At 32.6% G+C, this 16587-nt stretch carries 20 protein-coding genes; 17 read left to right on the forward strand and 3 right to left on the reverse strand.

Going from position 1 to position 16587, the window contains the following annotated elements; all coding sequences use genetic code 11:
* Nucleotides 1-7 precede the first annotated feature (7 nt).
* The 12 genes from GMA11_RS01405 to GMA11_RS01460 all read left to right on the forward strand — a co-directional run bounded on the left by GMA11_RS01405 (nucleotide 8) and on the right by GMA11_RS01460 (nucleotide 11686).
* Entirely contained in the window at nucleotides 8-1696 is a 1689-nt protein-coding gene (locus tag GMA11_RS01405; protein ID WP_163545426.1) for a ribonuclease J, read from the forward strand.
* 3 nt (nucleotides 1697-1699) lie between these two features.
* On the forward strand, nucleotides 1700-2269 hold the full coding sequence (locus GMA11_RS01410) for a hypothetical protein (RefSeq protein WP_163545427.1): 570 nt from the start codon (nucleotides 1700-1702) through the stop codon (nucleotides 2267-2269).
* Nucleotides 2270-2321: 52 nt separating this feature from the next.
* The gene (locus GMA11_RS01415) at nucleotides 2322-2819 is read left to right on the forward strand and encodes a VanZ family protein (RefSeq protein ID WP_163545428.1); all 498 of its coding nucleotides are present in this window, start codon (nucleotides 2322-2324) and stop codon (nucleotides 2817-2819) included.
* Between the two features lie 54 nt (nucleotides 2820-2873).
* Nucleotides 2874-3458 carry a thymidine kinase gene (locus tag GMA11_RS01420; RefSeq protein WP_163545429.1) on the forward strand — a complete coding sequence of 195 codons (585 nt, stop codon included), beginning with the start codon at nucleotides 2874-2876 and terminating at the stop codon, nucleotides 3456-3458.
* 3 nt (nucleotides 3459-3461) lie between these two features.
* Entirely contained in the window at nucleotides 3462-4538 is a 1077-nt protein-coding gene (gene prfA, locus GMA11_RS01425; RefSeq protein WP_163545430.1) for a peptide chain release factor 1, read from the forward strand.
* Nucleotides 4528-5364 carry a peptide chain release factor N(5)-glutamine methyltransferase gene (gene prmC / locus GMA11_RS01430; protein WP_163545431.1) on the forward strand — a complete coding sequence of 279 codons (837 nt, stop codon included), beginning with the start codon at nucleotides 4528-4530 and terminating at the stop codon, nucleotides 5362-5364. Before prfA ends, prmC begins: the two co-directional genes overlap by 11 nt.
* Nucleotides 5361-6398: an L-threonylcarbamoyladenylate synthase gene (locus tag GMA11_RS01435; RefSeq protein WP_163545432.1), complete on the forward strand. Its 1038-nt coding sequence runs from the start codon at nucleotides 5361-5363 to the stop codon at nucleotides 6396-6398. Before prmC ends, GMA11_RS01435 begins: the two co-directional genes overlap by 4 nt.
* Before the next feature lies 1 nt (nucleotide 6399).
* Complete coding sequence (locus GMA11_RS01440; RefSeq protein WP_163545433.1) at nucleotides 6400-6852, forward strand: NUDIX domain-containing protein; 453 nt, start codon at nucleotides 6400-6402, stop codon at nucleotides 6850-6852.
* Between the two features lie 318 nt (nucleotides 6853-7170).
* Nucleotides 7171-7896: a metallophosphoesterase family protein gene (locus tag GMA11_RS01445; protein ID WP_163545434.1), complete on the forward strand. Its 726-nt coding sequence runs from the start codon at nucleotides 7171-7173 to the stop codon at nucleotides 7894-7896.
* A gap of 126 nt (nucleotides 7897-8022) precedes the next feature.
* Nucleotides 8023-10188 (forward strand): Tex family protein, encoded by a 2166-nt coding sequence (locus GMA11_RS01450; protein WP_163545435.1) that lies wholly within the window; start codon nucleotides 8023-8025, stop codon nucleotides 10186-10188.
* A complete protein-coding gene (locus GMA11_RS01455) occupies nucleotides 10178-10621 on the forward strand; it encodes a SprT family protein (protein ID WP_163545436.1) in 444 nt (147 codons plus the stop codon). Before GMA11_RS01450 ends, GMA11_RS01455 begins: the two co-directional genes overlap by 11 nt.
* Nucleotides 10622-10972: 351 nt before the next feature.
* The gene (locus GMA11_RS01460) at nucleotides 10973-11686 is read left to right on the forward strand and encodes a LysM domain-containing protein (RefSeq protein ID WP_163545437.1); all 714 of its coding nucleotides are present in this window, start codon (nucleotides 10973-10975) and stop codon (nucleotides 11684-11686) included.
* A 159-nt stretch (nucleotides 11687-11845) separates the two neighbouring features.
* Here the strand turns inward: GMA11_RS01460 and GMA11_RS01465 are convergent, their stop codons facing one another.
* Nucleotides 11846-12532 carry a YjjG family noncanonical pyrimidine nucleotidase gene (locus tag GMA11_RS01465; protein WP_205422851.1) on the reverse strand — a complete coding sequence of 229 codons (687 nt, stop codon included), beginning with the start codon at nucleotides 12530-12532 and terminating at the stop codon, nucleotides 11846-11848.
* Nucleotides 12533-12640: 108 nt separating this feature from the next.
* On the opposite strand from GMA11_RS01465, the gene GMA11_RS01470 reads away from it, so the two are divergent.
* From GMA11_RS01470 to GMA11_RS01490, 5 genes are all read left to right on the forward strand, one after another.
* Complete coding sequence (locus GMA11_RS01470; protein ID WP_163545438.1) at nucleotides 12641-12976, forward strand: hypothetical protein; 336 nt, start codon at nucleotides 12641-12643, stop codon at nucleotides 12974-12976.
* On the forward strand, nucleotides 12964-13452 hold the full coding sequence (locus tag GMA11_RS01475; RefSeq protein ID WP_205422852.1) for an Lrp/AsnC family transcriptional regulator: 489 nt from the start codon (nucleotides 12964-12966) through the stop codon (nucleotides 13450-13452). Before GMA11_RS01470 ends, GMA11_RS01475 begins: the two co-directional genes overlap by 13 nt.
* Nucleotides 13449-14609 carry a pyridoxal phosphate-dependent aminotransferase gene (locus GMA11_RS01480; RefSeq protein ID WP_163545439.1) on the forward strand — a complete coding sequence of 387 codons (1161 nt, stop codon included), beginning with the start codon at nucleotides 13449-13451 and terminating at the stop codon, nucleotides 14607-14609. Before GMA11_RS01475 ends, GMA11_RS01480 begins: the two co-directional genes overlap by 4 nt.
* A gap of 133 nt (nucleotides 14610-14742) precedes the next feature.
* Nucleotides 14743-15012: a 30S ribosomal protein S14 gene (gene rpsN, locus GMA11_RS01485; RefSeq protein ID WP_163545440.1), complete on the forward strand. Its 270-nt coding sequence runs from the start codon at nucleotides 14743-14745 to the stop codon at nucleotides 15010-15012.
* A 31-nt stretch (nucleotides 15013-15043) separates the two neighbouring features.
* Nucleotides 15044-15163, forward strand: coding sequence for a putative metal homeostasis protein (locus tag GMA11_RS01490; RefSeq protein ID WP_163545441.1), 120 nt, complete (start codon nucleotides 15044-15046; stop codon nucleotides 15161-15163).
* Between the two features lie 266 nt (nucleotides 15164-15429).
* Here the strand turns inward: GMA11_RS01490 and GMA11_RS01495 are convergent, their stop codons facing one another.
* Entirely contained in the window at nucleotides 15430-15699 is a 270-nt protein-coding gene (locus GMA11_RS01495; RefSeq protein WP_163545442.1) for a hypothetical protein, read from the reverse strand.
* Entirely contained in the window at nucleotides 15696-16577 is an 882-nt protein-coding gene (locus GMA11_RS01500; RefSeq protein ID WP_163545443.1) for a Cof-type HAD-IIB family hydrolase, read from the reverse strand. Before GMA11_RS01500 ends, GMA11_RS01495 begins: the two co-directional genes overlap by 4 nt.
* Nucleotides 16578-16587 lie beyond the last annotated feature (10 nt).

The following is a 16587-nucleotide window of genomic DNA, read 5'->3' on the forward strand; positions in this document are numbered from 1 at the left end:
GAAAGAAATGTCAGATATAAAAATTATGTCATTGGGTGGCGTACGTGAAAATGGTAAAAATATGTATGTCGTTGAAGTTAACGATACGATATTTGTATTGGATTGTGGGCTAGTTTACCCAGAAGATGAAATGTTAGGGATTGATGTTGTCATTCCTGACTTTACCTATTTAGAAGAAAATGTGGATAGAATTGCTGGTGTTTTCTTAACACATGGGCATGCAGATGCGGTTGGTGCACTTCCGTATCTTTTACAAAATATTGAAGTACCTGTATTTGGGACAGAATTAACGATTGAAATTGCAAAATTAGCTGCTAAAGAACAAAACTTATTAAGTCGAACAGATGATTTCCACGTAGTAGATGAAGAAACAGAAATTGAATTTGACCATGTAGTCATCTCGTTCTTTAAAACGACGCACTCTGTTCCAGATTCTGTAGGTATTGTATTAAAAACAGACGAAGGTTCGATTGTATACACGGGAGATTTCCGTTTTGATCAAAGTGCAACGCCGATGTATCAAACAGATTTTAGACGTTTGGTTGCGATTGGGCAAGAAGGTGTACTTGCTTTATTGAGTGATTCAAGTAATGCAACAGCGCATATTGAAAGTGGTAGCGAATTAGAAGTTGCTTCAGATGTGTTAGATACATTTTTGAATGCCAGTGGACGTATTGTGGTGTCTTGTATGGCAAGCAATATTTTACGTGTTCAACAAGTATTAGATGCTGCACATAAGTCTGGAAGAAAAGTATTTTTAACAGGACGTTCATTAGTCGAAATAATGGATGTCGCTTTGCGATTAAAAAAATTGGTATTGCCAGATAAATCTATTTTATGCAAATTAAACGATTTGAAAAAATATGAAGATAACCAAGTTGTGATTTTAGAAACAGGACAAAAAGGAGAGCCGATTCACGCATTGCTACGTATGGCAAAACAACGTCATCCACAAGTGAATTTAAAAGAGGGAGATTTAGTGTATATCACCACTACCCCGTCTGTTGCTATGGAAACTGTTGTTGCTCGTACGAAAGATTTTATTTATAGAGTTGGTGCAAGTGTAAAATCTGTTTCTGATAATGTACGTGTATCAGGTCATGCTTCTCCAAATGATTTACAACTTTTAGTTAATTTATTAAAACCTAAATATGTCGTGCCAGTAACAGGTGAATATCAAATGATGATGAAAAATGCAGAACTATCTCAAAAAGTAGGTATTCCAGCAGAGTCAACATTCTTATTACAAAAAGGCGATGTATTACATTATCAAGATAAAACGATGCGTATTGCTGGGGAAATTCCAGTAGGGAATGTCCTAATTGATGGTATTGGTGTAGGTGATATTGGTAATGTAGTGTTGAGAGATCGTAAAATTTTATCTGAAGACGGTGTATTAGTGGCTGTTTTAACGATTTCTCGTCGTTTAGGTATTATTTTATCTGAGCCTCAAATTATTTCTCGTGGATTTGTTTACTTTAAAAATAGTATGGATATTATGAAAGAAAGTAAAGAATTAGTTAGACAAGTAGTTGAAAATCATCTGGCACAAGATGAGTTTGAGTGGAGTCGTTTGCGTAATGAAGTACGTGATGAATTAAGTAAATTCTTGTTTGATAAAACAAAACGTCGCCCAATCGTTTTACCAATTATTATGGAAGCGTCTGGGTACAGATTACCAGAAGAAAGAGGTTAGTCTATGAATCAAGTGACAGTCAAAAATATCAAAGAAATAAGCATTGCTCTTATGATGACTTTGCTTTTAACCGTCATTATTTGTTATGTTAGACCGGAACTACTACTTCCGGTAGCAATGCTACCATTTATTACAACGATATATCGTTATGGTTTTTCTGCTTTATATGGTGTAAGTATTTTATATGGTGTTATCGCGGGTATTTTAACAAGCATTATTTTAAAACAAGATATGACAATCAATATATTTATGTTTGTTGCTGCGTCATTGATATTATGTGCTTGTGGATTTTTCACAAAAAATATTCATCGAACGGTCAATAATCGTCGTATGAAATCAGTGTGGTTAAATATTGTCACAGCAACTGTTTGCAGTAGCCTTGCGTTTGTAGGATTGTACTATGTGTCTATGTCAATGAACTATGCGCTTATTAGCATTCAAAGTATTATCTATTTAGAAGTATATATGCTTTTGTCTGTTTTATTTTCAGCGTATCAATACCCAATTCTGATTTTAACAAAGCGTAGTCCGTTTTTATCGAGTAAAGAACGTTCAAAATTGTTAAATGATTAAAAAAAGTGACGTTAGGTCAATGCTATTGCCTAACGTCTTTTTTGGAGGAAATATGTCACACAAAAGAAAAGGGCAAATATGGATAGGAATTGCCATTACCATTATGGCATTTTTGTTTTACATGTCATCTAAGCCATATCATGAACAAAGTTTAGTGTCGCCTTTAGAAAAATTACTCTCTCATTTTCCATTTATAGATACATTCAGTCATATTTCTTTTTTATATGGTGGAAAAGAGATAAGTATTCAAGCGAATGGCTATATTGCTTTTATTGAATTTTTTATTCGGAAATTTGCTCATTTTATGAGTTTTTTTATATTAGGATATGCCTGGTTTAAAGGATTGAAAGTGTATATAAAAGATAGAAAAATTGTTTTTTTTCTTGCATTGATTTTATGTATATTCTATGCGGGTTTTGATGAATTTCATCAAAGTTTAACACCAAATCGTACACCACTTTTAGAAGATGTTATTTTAGATTCAAGTGGAGCGTTTCTAGCTATTCTATGGTCTATGATTTTCTCAAAAATTACACGAAAACATCGGTAAACGATAAAGATTTATGCTATAATAAATCGTTGTATATAGAAAAGGAGTATAAATATGGCGCAATTATTTTTTAGATATGGTGCAATGAACTCAGGAAAAACAATTGAAATTTTAAAAGTTGCCCATAATTATGAAGAACAAAATAAAGCTGTTGTTATTATGACGAGTGCAATAGATAATCGAGATGAGATCGGATATGTTTCTAGTCGTATCGGCTTGCGTCGAGAAGCTGTAGCCATTTATGACGAAACGAATATTTTTGATTATATTGCAATGTTAGAGATTGTGCCATACTGTGTGTTGATTGATGAAGCACAATTTTTGAAAAAAGAACATGTCTTACAACTGGCCAAAATTGTTGATGAATTGAATATTCCTGTTATGGCATTTGGTCTAAAAAATGACTTTAGAAATGAATTATTTGAAGGGTCACAATATTTATTATTACAAGCAGATAAAATTGAAGAAATGAAAACTATTTGTTGGTTTTGTCATAAAAAAGCAATTATGAATATGCGTGTTGTGGACGGAAAAGCCATTTATACAGGAGAACAAATACAAATAGGTGGGAATGAATCTTATTATCCAGTTTGTCGTAAACATTATCATCACCCGCCAATAAATGAAAATAAGGAGTAAAATATGTTTGATCAATTAGAAAGTTTAATTATACGATATGAAGAGTTATCTGAATTGATGAGTGATCCAGATGTTATTGCTGATACAAAACGTTTTATGGCATTGACAAAAGAAGAAGCTGGACTTCGTGAAAAAGTAGCAACGTATAAACGTTACAAAGACGTCGTACAAAGTATTTCAGATACAGAAGAAATGCTTGGTGAAAATTTAGATGCAGACATGGTTGAATTAGCGAAAGAAGAATTGTCTAATTTGAAAAAAGAAAAAGAAAAATTAGAAGAAGATATTAAAATTATGATGTTACCAAGTGATCCAAATGATCAAAAAAATATCATTATGGAAATACGTGGTGCTGCTGGTGGAGATGAAGCAGCATTATTTGCTGGAAGTTTATTCAATATGTATCAAAAATATGCTGTAGCACAAGGATGGCGCGTAGAAGTAATGGACGCTAATATTACAGGAATTGGTGGCTATAAAGAAATCACATTGATGATTACAGGAGATAAAGTTTATTCCAAGTTAAAATATGAAAGTGGTGCACATCGTGTACAACGTGTTCCTGAAACAGAATCTCAAGGCCGTGTTCATACGTCTACAGCGACAGTTGTTGTCATGCCAGAAGCAGAAGAAGTCGAAGTGGATATTGCTGAAAAAGATATTCGTGTGGATATTTATCATGCAAGTGGAGCTGGTGGACAGCACGTGAATAAAACAGCATCTGCTGTTCGTTTGACACACTTACCAACAGGTATTGTCGTTGCTATGCAAGATGAGCGTTCTCAGTTGAAAAACCGTGAAAAAGCAATGAAAGTATTACGTGCTCGTGTATATGATCAGTTACAACAAGAAGCACAATCAGAATACGACGCTAATCGTAAATCAGCGGTCGGAACAGGAGATCGTTCAGAACGTATTCGTACATACAATTTCCCACAAAATCGTGTAACAGATCATCGTATCGGATTAACGATTCAAAAACTAGATCAAATTCTATCTGGAAAATTAGATGAAGTTGTTGATGCATTAGTGTTATATGATCAAACGAAAAAATTAGAAGAGTTAAATAATGGAAACTAATTATGCTACGTTCATAAAAAAGGCACAATTAGAGTATAGTCATAGACCTGATTTAGTTGAACGATTACTATGTGACCGATTAGATTGGACAAAATCAGATTTGATATACCACTTACAAGATAATGTGCCAAAAACAATACAAGAGCAGTTTTTCAAGGATTTTGAAAAATTAAAACAAGGTGTTCCTTTACAATATATTGTTGGCAAAGAATGGTTTTATGGACGAGAGTTTATGGTGACAAAAGATACACTTATTCCACGTCCGGAAACGGAATTACTTGTTGAGCAAGTATTAAATCGCATGCCGATAGACGCACAGATAAAGGTATTGGATATTGGGACAGGAACGGGTATTATCGGTCTTACTATAAAATTAGAAAGACCGAATAGTCTAGTTGATATGGTTGATATTTCTAAAGAGGCATTATGTGTGGCAACACATAATGCCAAACAGTTACATGCCGATGTACATTGTTTTGAAAGTGATGTATGTTCTTCGGTTACGGAGCAATATGATGTGATTGTAAGTAATCCCCCTTATATTAGTCATGATGAAGTATGTGATATGGATGATAGTGTTTTACAATATGAGCCACATCTTGCATTATTTGCACAAAATAATGGCTATGCCATTTATGAAGTTTTGGCAAAACAATTACCTGCTGTGTTAGCAAAGAATGGTTGTGTATTATTAGAAATCGGGTATCAACAAGCAGAAAAACTAAAGAAACTATTTCAACAATCTTTTCCAGATAAATACATTAGTGTATTAAAAGATTATATGGGGTTGGATAGAATGTTAATCATTGAGGAGAGAAGAATATGAGAACAGAATTGATTACATTGGATCAAATAGATGAAGCTGTCCGTTTGTTGCAAAATGGGCATATTGTAGCTTTTCCAACGGAAACGGTGTATGGTTTGGGAGCGATTGCCAATAATGAAATAGCTGTGAAACGTATTTATGAAGTAAAGGGACGTCCTAGTGATAATCCTTTAATTGTTCATGTTGCAACAAAAGATGTATCGCCTTATATTGTCAATCCTCCAGAATATTTACCTCGATTAGTTGAAACATTCTGGCCAGGACCTTTAACAATCATTTGTCACATTAAAGAAAATGTATTTGCACCTGCTATCTCATCTGGTCGAAAAACGGTGGCGTTGCGTATGCCGAATCATTCTACGACTTTAGAATTGATTGATAAAGTAGGTTTTCCTTTGGTAGGACCAAGTGCCAATACGTCAGGGAAACCAAGTCCGACACGTGCAGCTCATGTTTTGGATGACTTTTTTGGAAAAATTGAAGGGGTTTTATATGGTGAAAATGCATCAATAGGAATTGAATCAACAGTAGTAGATTTAACAAATCCTAAAGGCATTGTTATTTTAAGACCGGGGGCTATTACAAAAGAAGAGTTAATGAAATATGAATTTCCTGTTTTTGATATGGAAGAAAAAATATTAAAAGCAGAGGATATTCCTATGGCTCCGGGAATGAAATATAAACATTATGCACCAAGACAACCTATTTATTTGGTAGATTCTCAAAGTCCAGAATTATGGGATTTAGCTATTCGTCATTTTCAATCTGAAAATAATCGTATTGGTATACTTGCTGATGAAAATTTAGTGGAGTGTTATCAAGAACAAGTCGTTCAAACATATAGTTTAGGTGGCATTGAAGATGTTGAAAGTGCATCAAAACATCTGTATGACGGGTTACGCTATTTTGATAAATCAAATGTAGATGTCATACTCGCACAAGTGTATGAAAAAAAAGGTATGGGTATTGCTTTGATGAATCGTTTGGAAAAAGCGGCAGGAAATACTTATTTTATTGATGCAAAAGGAAAATAATATGCGAACAAAAGAACGTTATAAAACAAAAAGTGCTGTCTTTGTGATGTTTATTTATGATGATAAAGTATTATGCCAAAAACGACAAAATACAGGTTTTATGGATGGCTTTTATGATATGGGAGCCAGTGGACATGTTGAAGAGGAAGAAACATTAACGCAAGCAGCTAAAAGAGAAGTCAAAGAAGAATTAAATATTGATATTGATAAAGAACGTCTAAAATTAGTGACGACCATTCATCATAAAAGTGAGGATGAAGTGTATTATTATTTTTATTTTAGTTATATATTACATGCACAAGATGAATACGATTTTTCCATTAACGAACCAGAAAAAAACGAAAAATTGATATGGTTAAATATGTCACAATTACCAGAAGATGTAACGGTCTATAATCGACAAGCTGTTGACAATTATTATCGTCATATTCCCTTATCAGAACTAGGTTTTTAATTATTAAATTATTAGAATATAAATCAATGACGAATAAATCATATATAGATAAGATAGTATATGGGTTAGCCTATATACTATCTTTTTTATTTTATGAAGAAGTCTTTGTAAGAAAAACAGACATTGGTGTATGAAAAAGTCATACGGATAGTCATAAAAGAGGATAAATATACCATGAATAAATGAAATGCTTAATATAACAGCATAAAACGTTTATTGATGATTTTTAAAAAGGAATTGATACGATATTGCACAATAAGAATTGCTCTTATTTTATGGAACGTGTTATAATAAATTGACGAGTTTGGAGGCGTGAAAATGAAAGAAAAGCTATTTATTGTTGGAGATATACATGGAGAATATGATTTATTAGAAAAATTATTACGGTATTGGAATGAAGAGGAGCAACAATTAGTTTTTTTAGGCGATTTGGCAGATAGAGGGCCAAAAACAAAGGAATGTTTTTTAAAAGTAAAAGAATTGGTTGATAAAAAAGGTGCGATTTGCATAAGTGGGAACCATGAGGATATTTTATTAAAATGGTTAGGGGATCCTCAAGAAAATATGGATTGGTATTTAAGAAATGGTGGTCAAGCAACGATTGAGGGATTGCTTTATAAAGGTGTATTGGAAGAAGAAACACCTCAAGAAGCAGCATCTATGATACAAACAAGATACCCTGAGTTGATAACTTTTATTAAGGAATTACCTTTATATTACGAAACAGATTATTGTATTTGTGTGCATGCAGGCGTTAATTTTGATTTAGAAGACTGGCATCAAACATCTAGACGTGATTTTATTTGGATTCGTGAGCCTTTCCATCAAAAAGAAAACACGCTTGGTAAACCAATTATTTTTGGGCACACACCTGTTCAATCTTTACACAGTCGTTTATTTGATACACATTTATGGTATCATAAAGGTAAGTTTGGTATCGACGGTGGGGCTGTCTACAATGGTGCTTTACACGGATTGATTATATCTAAAAGTGGCGTAGAAGAACATCATCAAATCATTCATCCAAAACATCGTTGGGAATAGCCTTTTTTCAAAAATTGTGTTGTTGATAAGAATAAAGTAGTGTGTCACTGCCATGATTTAATGATTGTCAATATAGAGAGTGAAAACTCTCTTTTTATATGCTAGAAAAGAATAGAAAGGAACGCTATGGAAGAAAAAGTATTTTCATTAACAGTTAAAAAATTACCGCAATTTAAAGCAAATCAAATTCAAACAGTATTATCATTATTAAAAGAGGGTAATACAGTTCCGTTCATTGCACGCTATCGTAAAGAAATGACTGGAGCATTAGACGAAGTACAAATTAGAGAAATCGAAGACGTACATCATTATTTAGAAAATTTATTAAAACGTAAAGAAGAAGTACAAAGATTGATTGAAGAACAAGGCAAACTAACACCTGAATTAGAACAAGCTATTCAAAAAGCAGAAAAAATGCAACAATTAGAAGATATATATCGACCTTTTAAACAAAAAAGACGTACAAAAGCAACAATCGCTAAAGAAAAGGGATTAGAGCCATTCGCTTTATGGATATTGTCTAGCCCTAAAGATGCTGATATTGATGAAAAAGCGTGTCAATTTTTATCTGAAGAAGTAGAAACGATAGAAGATGCTTTAATAGGAGCACATGAAATTATAGCAGAAACAATTAGCGATACAGCAAAGTATCGTGAATGGATTAGACAATATACATTTAAATATGGTTCTATTGTGTCTACTGTAAAAGATGAGAGTAAAGATGAAAAACATGTTTATGAAATGTATTATGAGTTTCAAGAATTGGTTACTAAAATACGTCCGCATCGTGTTTTAGCATTAAATCGTGGAGAAAAGGAAGATGTTTTAAAAGTAGATGTGACTATTGATACGCAGAAAATTATGGAGTATTTGGAAAAACAGCTTATCAAATACCCTAATAATGTTACTGCTGAATATATAAGAAAAGCAATCGAAGATGCTTATAAACGTTTTATTGCACCAAGTATTGAACGAGATATTCGTAATGAATTAACAGAAATAGCAGATACACAAGCTATTCAAGTATTTGGTGAAAACTTAAAAAATTTATTGTTACAACCACCAATGAAAGAACGTGTTATTTTAGGATTAGACCCAGCCTATCGAACAGGATGCAAATTAGCGATTATTGATGAAACAGGACGTGTACTGGCAAAAAGCGTGATTTATCCTCATAAACCAGCTCCAGAATATAAACGACAAGAAGCTGGAAAAATTTTCTGCGACTTATTAGAAATGTATCATGTTACGATGATTGCGATTGGGAATGGAACAGCTAGTCGTGAATCTGAACAATTTGTTGCTACTCAGATTAAACAGTTAAATCGTCCAGTACACTATGTCATTGTGAATGAAGCAGGCGCATCTGTTTACTCTGCAAGTGATATTGCGAGATTGGAGTTTCCAGATTATCAAGTAGAAGAACGCAGTGCCGTGAGTATTGCACGTCGTTTACAAGATCCATTGGCGGAATTAGTAAAAATTGATCCTAAATCTGTAGGAGTTGGGCAATATCAACATGATGTTTCACAAAAACAACTAACAAATCAACTAGATTTTATTGTTGAAACAGTTGTGAACCAAGTAGGTGTTAATTTAAATACAGCGAGTGCATCTTTATTACAATATGTTGCCGGTATGAATAAAACGATTGCGAATAATATTGTTGCTTATCGTGATGAGCATGGTGCCTTTAAAAATCGTTTTGAACTAAAAAAAGTTGCTAGACTAGGTGATAAAGCTTTTGAACAAGCAGCAGGATTTTTACGAGTGGTTGGTGGAGAAACGATATTGGATAATACGCCAATACACCCAGAATCTTATACAGAAACCAAAGCATTATTGCATGCATTTAACATTCAAATAGATGCTCTTGGACAAGAAGAAACAACAGATGTTTTAAAAACGATTGATGTTGAAAAAGCAACACATCTAACAGGATTAGGACAAGAAACCGTCACAGATATTTTAGAAGCACTACAAAAGCCGGGTAGAGATATGCGTGATGATATACCCGCACCAATTTTAAGAAGTGATGTCATGACAATGGAAGATTTAAAAGTCGGCATGTCACTAGAGGGTACAGTTCGAAATGTTGTTGATTTTGGGGCTTTTGTAGATATTGGTGTAAAACAAGATGGGCTTGTTCATCTATCTAAAATGAGTCAAAAATTTGTAAAATCTGCCAGCGATATTGTGTCTGTTGGTGATATAGTAACGGTATGGATTGATGCCGTCGATATAGTAAAAAACAGAATTTCTTTAAGTATGGTACCTTTAGATGACAAATGAGGAACTACAAAAACTTGTTGAATGTATCTCTTTAACATTTTTTAAACAGCCATTTGTTCATCAAGCAATTTTTAACCCTCGATTAAAAACAACGGGTGGTAGGTATCATCTTAAAACACACAATTTAGATTTTAATCCCAAAATAGTAGTTATATTTGGAAAAGATGAATTGATTGGTGTTATTAAGCACGAATTATGTCATTATCATCTACATTTACAAGGTTTAGGATATAAGCATCAAGACAAAGATTTTAAACAATTATTAAAACAAGTTGGTGGCAGTCGCTACGTCAAAAATGTCAATCAAAAACAACCAAAATATACTTATCAATGTACCGGTTGCCAACAAGTGATTTATCGACAACGACGATTTAATGTGTCGAAATACATTTGTTCAAAATGTCGTCATTCATTTAAAGAAATCCCATTTTAAGAGTGAAAAACTTTATGAAATGGGGTTTTTATTTTGCTTTTTTGATGAATTTTAATGGCATGTGGGAATTTTCTTTTTTTGTAACAAAATCATGACAAAAATAACAAACGTGTAACATCGGAAAATTTATGTAACAGAGATATTAAAGATATATAAAAGAAAACGTTTTCTTGTTTTAAACGAAAAACTTTTTGTGCTAGCATGACAAGGTGATTAGAACATCACTAATTTTTGTATAGTTAAAATACAAAACATTATTTGCTAAATAAAAGATAAAAAGAGCAAATAAGTAAAAATGAAATCAAAACATCGAAGAATGTTTCGGTTTCAAAAAGAAATGGAGATTATATCATGCATTTAAAAAATTTATATAAAAAGATGTTATCAAAAACAGCAGTAGCGATGACGGTACTAACAATGACAGCAATGTTTATACCACAGTCAGTAACAGTACATGCAGAATCGACTGTTAAATTATGGGAACCAAGAAGTATTCAACACATTAGACAAAGTATCCAAAAAACAAACGAAGGAATGAAACAATATACCGTTCAATTTGGAGATACACTATTTGGTATTTCATGGGCAACAAATATTCCTTTTTACCAATTATTACGTTTGAATGATGTGTCGGATGGACAATTACTAAAAATTGGGACTGTTTTAACACTGAATGAAGACGAAACACAATTAACGATTGAAAGAGAAGATTATAATAAAATATATGATTTAAATACAGGGGAAGAGATTGAACAAGTAAAATTTGTTGAAAATCCCGTTTTAACTCCAGCAAGTTATTCATTAAATCAATTTATGTTTTTAGGAATTATTAACTGGAGTGGTTATAAATTTACATATTATTCACAATCAGTCTTACCAGGAGGCGGATTGCGCATCCCAGGGCGTCATGTCAATGCGAATGGATATGTTGTTGACGGAGATGGTTATATTGTTTTAGCAAATAATGCACCTATTGGGACAGTAATTGATACACCATTTGGTGCAAAAGGAAAAGTGTATGATCGAGGAACCGTAGGTAATCATTTTGATGTATATATTCGATAATATAGATAGTCTGTAGAGAATTTAGATTCAAATAAGAAATAGGCTATACATCTTTTACATTCATTAAGTATATTTAAAACATACAATGATATTAACAGAAAAGAAGCGATATCCTAATATCTAAAAATGTTAGGATACTGCTTCTTTTAATATATGTAGTTAAAATAAGGTGTATAAATCTTGTAATGCATCAACTGTATAAGTAATAGGGTGTGCCAATGTATTAGGTTGATGTGTTGGGTTAATCCAACATGTATCAATTCCGGTATTTTGTCCACCTTTTATATCTGCTCCTAATGAATCACCGATGATTAAAACGGATGATGTATCAGTAATGTTCATCTCTTGCCATATTGTATCAAAGAAACGTTTGTCGGGTTTTTGAAATCCAACTTTGTCTGATACAAAAATATGTTTAAAGTAAGGCAATAATCCATTGTTTTTCAAACGAGCCATTTGTGTGTCATAGACACCATTGGTAACAATAGCAAGTTGATGTGTTTTTGATACGGTATCAATTAATTCTAAAGCCCCGTCTAGTAGTTGATTGCCTATTGTTAAATAGGAACGATATAATATATCGCATTCTTTTCCAGATACAGAGAGTTGATAGTGTGCAAAAAATTGTTCAAAACGACTTGATAAAACAGTGGCTCTATCTAGTTTGCCTAATTCATAATCTTTCCATAATGGTTCATTGATAGATAAATAAAGTTGAAATGTTGTGTCCGTATAGTCGATATTGTGATGTGCTAATAATTGTTTAAAAGCAATATGTTCAGCCTTTTTAAAATCTAATAAAGTATCATCTATATCAAATAAAAGTGTTTTATAATTTTTTAACATAATTTAGCCTCCGTTTTTATTATAGGGGAGGAAGTCCTTTTTTTCTAGTAGCAATTTAGACACAAACAGTATAAAATAGAAGGGACTAGGAATAAAGGAAGTACAAACATGGCTACAAAAAAGAAGAAAGCAATTATAAAATCAGAACCACTAGAGTTAGTAGATGGCTACTACATTCCCGTAGAAATAGTGGATTCTTATAAACGATTACGTGCTTATTGTGTTTCTGAATTACTAGATGTTTTTCGTACCTTTTGTCATTCGGTAGAATGTATGTATGAGGACGGGTTAATGGTTGTATCTGCTATTGACAATCAAACAAATGTTGCTTATCGCGTTGATATAACACCGCAGACGGTATCTCAAATTGAAAAAGCTATTGGGACGAAAAAAATACAAAATTATATTGAACAATTAAAGGAGAATGGCGTATGGATAAGATAAAAGAGCAAATTCTAGCTTTATTAGAAAATAATGGTAGATTAACATACGAAGAATTGGCAGCATTAGTAGGTGAAAGTGTCGATACTGTAAAAGAGATTGTGAAAGCATTAGAAAAAGAAGGTATTATTTGTGGCTATCAAGCACTTGTTAATTGGGATAAAACAAATGATCATGATGTATCTGCCGTTATTGAATTAAAAGTAACACCACAAAAAGGTAGTGGATTTGATGATATTGCAGAACAAATTTACCGTTATCCAGAAGTAGAAGCACTGTATTTAATGTCAGGAAGTTATGATTTCTTAGTGATTTTAAGAAAAGCACCAATGAAATCTATTGCGAAGTTTGTCAACCAACTAGCTGTGTTAGATGATGTTGTGAGTACGGCAACACATATTGTATTGGTACGTTACAAAGACCATAATAAAATTCTTTTCCAAAACAAAAAAGATCAACGAATGGTGGTAAGTCAATGAGAAACCCGTTAAACAAAAAAGTAACCTCTTTAACATCTTCGGGTATTCGTCGCTTTTTTGAAATAGCAGCAACGATTGAAGATGTCATTTCTTTAGGTGTTGGGGAGCCTGATTTTGATACACCTTGGCATGTTAGAGAAGAAGCGATTACGAAATTGCGACAAGGGAGTACCTTTTATTCGCCAAATGCAGGCTTGTATGATTTACGAGTAGGCATTGCCGATTTTAACAAACGAAAATATCAATTAGATTATGATCCGAAAGATGAAATTATTGTGACTGTAGGCTGTAGTGAGGGGATTGATTTAGCACTCCGTACGATGATAGATAATGGAGATGAAGTTATTGTATTAGATCCATCTTATGTATCTTATATACCAACCATTACTTTAGCAGGAGGAGTACCCGTACTCATTTCTTTAGATGAAAAAGAAAAATTTCGTCTAACTCCTGAAAAATTAGAAGCTGCCATTACACCTAAAACAAAAATGGTTATTATTTCTTATCCAAATAATCCAACTGGGGCGATTATGGAAAAAGAAGATTTAGAAAAAATTGCTGAAGTAATTAAAAAGCATGATATTTTTGTATTAAGTGATGAAATATACAGTGAATTAACCTATACAGATACTCCGCATTATAGTATTGCGAATATTGAAGGTATGAAAGAAAGAACTATTGTATTAAATGGTTTTTCAAAAGCTTTTGCCATGACAGGTTGGCGTTTAGGATATGCTTTAGGACCAGCCATTGTCATTAACGAAATGATAAAAATTCATCAGTACACTGTGATTGCTCCTTCAACTGTAGGACAGTATGCAGGTATTGTGGCAATATCTGATTGTGATGATGAAATAGAATATATGCGTACATCCTATAATCAACGTAGACGTTATTTATTAAGTATGTTTGAATCAATGAATTTAGAGTGCTTTGAACCAGAGGGTGCATTCTATGTCTTTTTAAATATCAAAAAATTTGGTTTAAGTTCAAATGATTTTTGTGAAAGATTATTAAGAGAACATAAATTAGCGATTGTACCAGGATCAGCTTTTGGAGAAGGCGGAGAGGGATTTGTCCGTATTTCTTATGCGTATTCTATTGAAGAATTACAAGAAGCAATGAATAGATTAAAAATTTTTATTGATACAATTTAATAAAATAAGAGAAGCACGTTGGTTATCAACGTGTTTTTTAGTGTATCTAAAATAATATTTTTACTTGCAATTTAGAATACGATACTTTATAATAAAACGTAATTATTACTATTTAAGGTAATTAGGAGGTAAAATGGCCAAAAAATCAAAAATAATAAAAGCGATGAAGCAAAGAGAACTCATTGAAAAATATGCATCTATTCGAAAAGAATTAAAAGCAAAAGGCGATATAGAAGGTTTAAGAAAATTACCGAAAAATGCTAATCCAATTCGCTATAAAAATAGAGATTTATTAGACGGACGTCCAAGAGGCTATATGAGAAAATTTGGTTTATCACGTGTGAACTTTAGAGAATTAGCTTTAAAAGGTCAGCTTGTAGGCGTGAAAAAAGCAAGTTGGTAATATACTAAGAACGAAGAAAGAAGACGAGGATATGGAAAAACAAGATATTTCAAGTGCGTATCGCAGATTAAAAAGTCCAAATAAAAAAACGAGAGAACGTGCTTTAAAAATTATTAAAGCAATCAAGAAAAAAAGAAAGCTATCTGCGTAGTATCACATTATATAGGTATAGGCTAAAAAACTTGGTACACGTACCAAGTTTTTTTATATGGTTCTTCTTCCAATCTGTTGGAGAATGTCCTCCACTAATACGATTTATTATAGAGTTTTAATGGCTATTCGTTAAGTTGTGTTGGTGGAGAAAAAAGGAACGAAAAAGATGGAGCCATTCACCACCTTTTTCGTTCCTTTTTTCTGCCATGAGAATGATGTTGTATGATTAAAATAAAAAGGTATTTCTCATGTATGGTTATATATTTATTTATTGATGAAGTGTTCAATATCGTTTTGTAATTGTTGAATTTGCATTTCTTGTGTTTGAACAGTTTGTTTTAATGTTTGGATTTCTTGTTCAAGTTTTTGCATTGTAGTTGGTTGATTGACACTGCTAGCTGATGTTGACGTACGGTAAAGTTGTACAAGAACAATGAGTAATAGACTAATCGCTAAAATATAAATCCAACTTAATTTAAGGACTTCTTTATTAAAATGTTTAATGTATGTTCTTAATGATGTCTTTTTTGTCATGCTAAGTTCTCCTCATTTACAAAATGATAAATGGCTTTTGCAACACCACTTTCAAAATTTTTATCTGTGACATAACGTGCGGCTTTCTTTAAATTTGGTACAGCATTCCCCATAGCAACACCATATCCTACAACAGAAATCATAGAATAGTCATTCATATTATCGCCGATTGCAAAAACATCTTCAAGTGAAATATTCATTTGTCTTGCCATATCTTTTACAGCAATGCCTTTTTGAGCATAAAGACTATTGATTTCAATATTTTCAGGATGTGATGATGTAATAGATACATCGCTTAGCTGAGAGATGTCTTGTCTAAACGCATCTAATTGTTCGTTTTGTACTGTATTACAAACAAAAATTTTTAATACTTTATCTGTCTTTTCTTCTTTAATAAATTGTTGTAATGATGAAACATAAGATACGGGAAATTCTTTTAATTTTTCTTTAACAGCCAATTCAATTTCTTCAGGTGTACCATTGTGTAAACGTCCAGAGATAAATGTTTTCATCATCATTTCCCGCTTTTTAGGTTGATCTGATAAAATACCTGACAACATCATCAATTCGATGAATAATGTATCATATTTTTCTGCAATTTCTAGAACTGCTAAGACATTATTAGGCGATATGGCGTTGACTTTTATCAATTCTTGATGCTCGTTATAAATGGCTGCACCATTTGCAGAAATAATCGGGCAATGTAAATCAGCAGCTTTTAAAGCTGGTAATGCTTCATTGAGATGACGACCGGTTGCGATGACAAAGGGAATTCCCTTTTTAGTTGTGTATAAAATGGCATCTTTATTTTCTTTTGTAACATTTAATGTGTTATCTAATAAAGTGCCGTCCATATCAGAAACAATTAATTTTATCATAGTTACCTCC

This window comes from Granulicatella sp. zg-ZJ, assembly GCF_010892355.1.
Classification (GTDB): domain Bacteria; phylum Bacillota; class Bacilli; order Lactobacillales; family Aerococcaceae; genus WM01.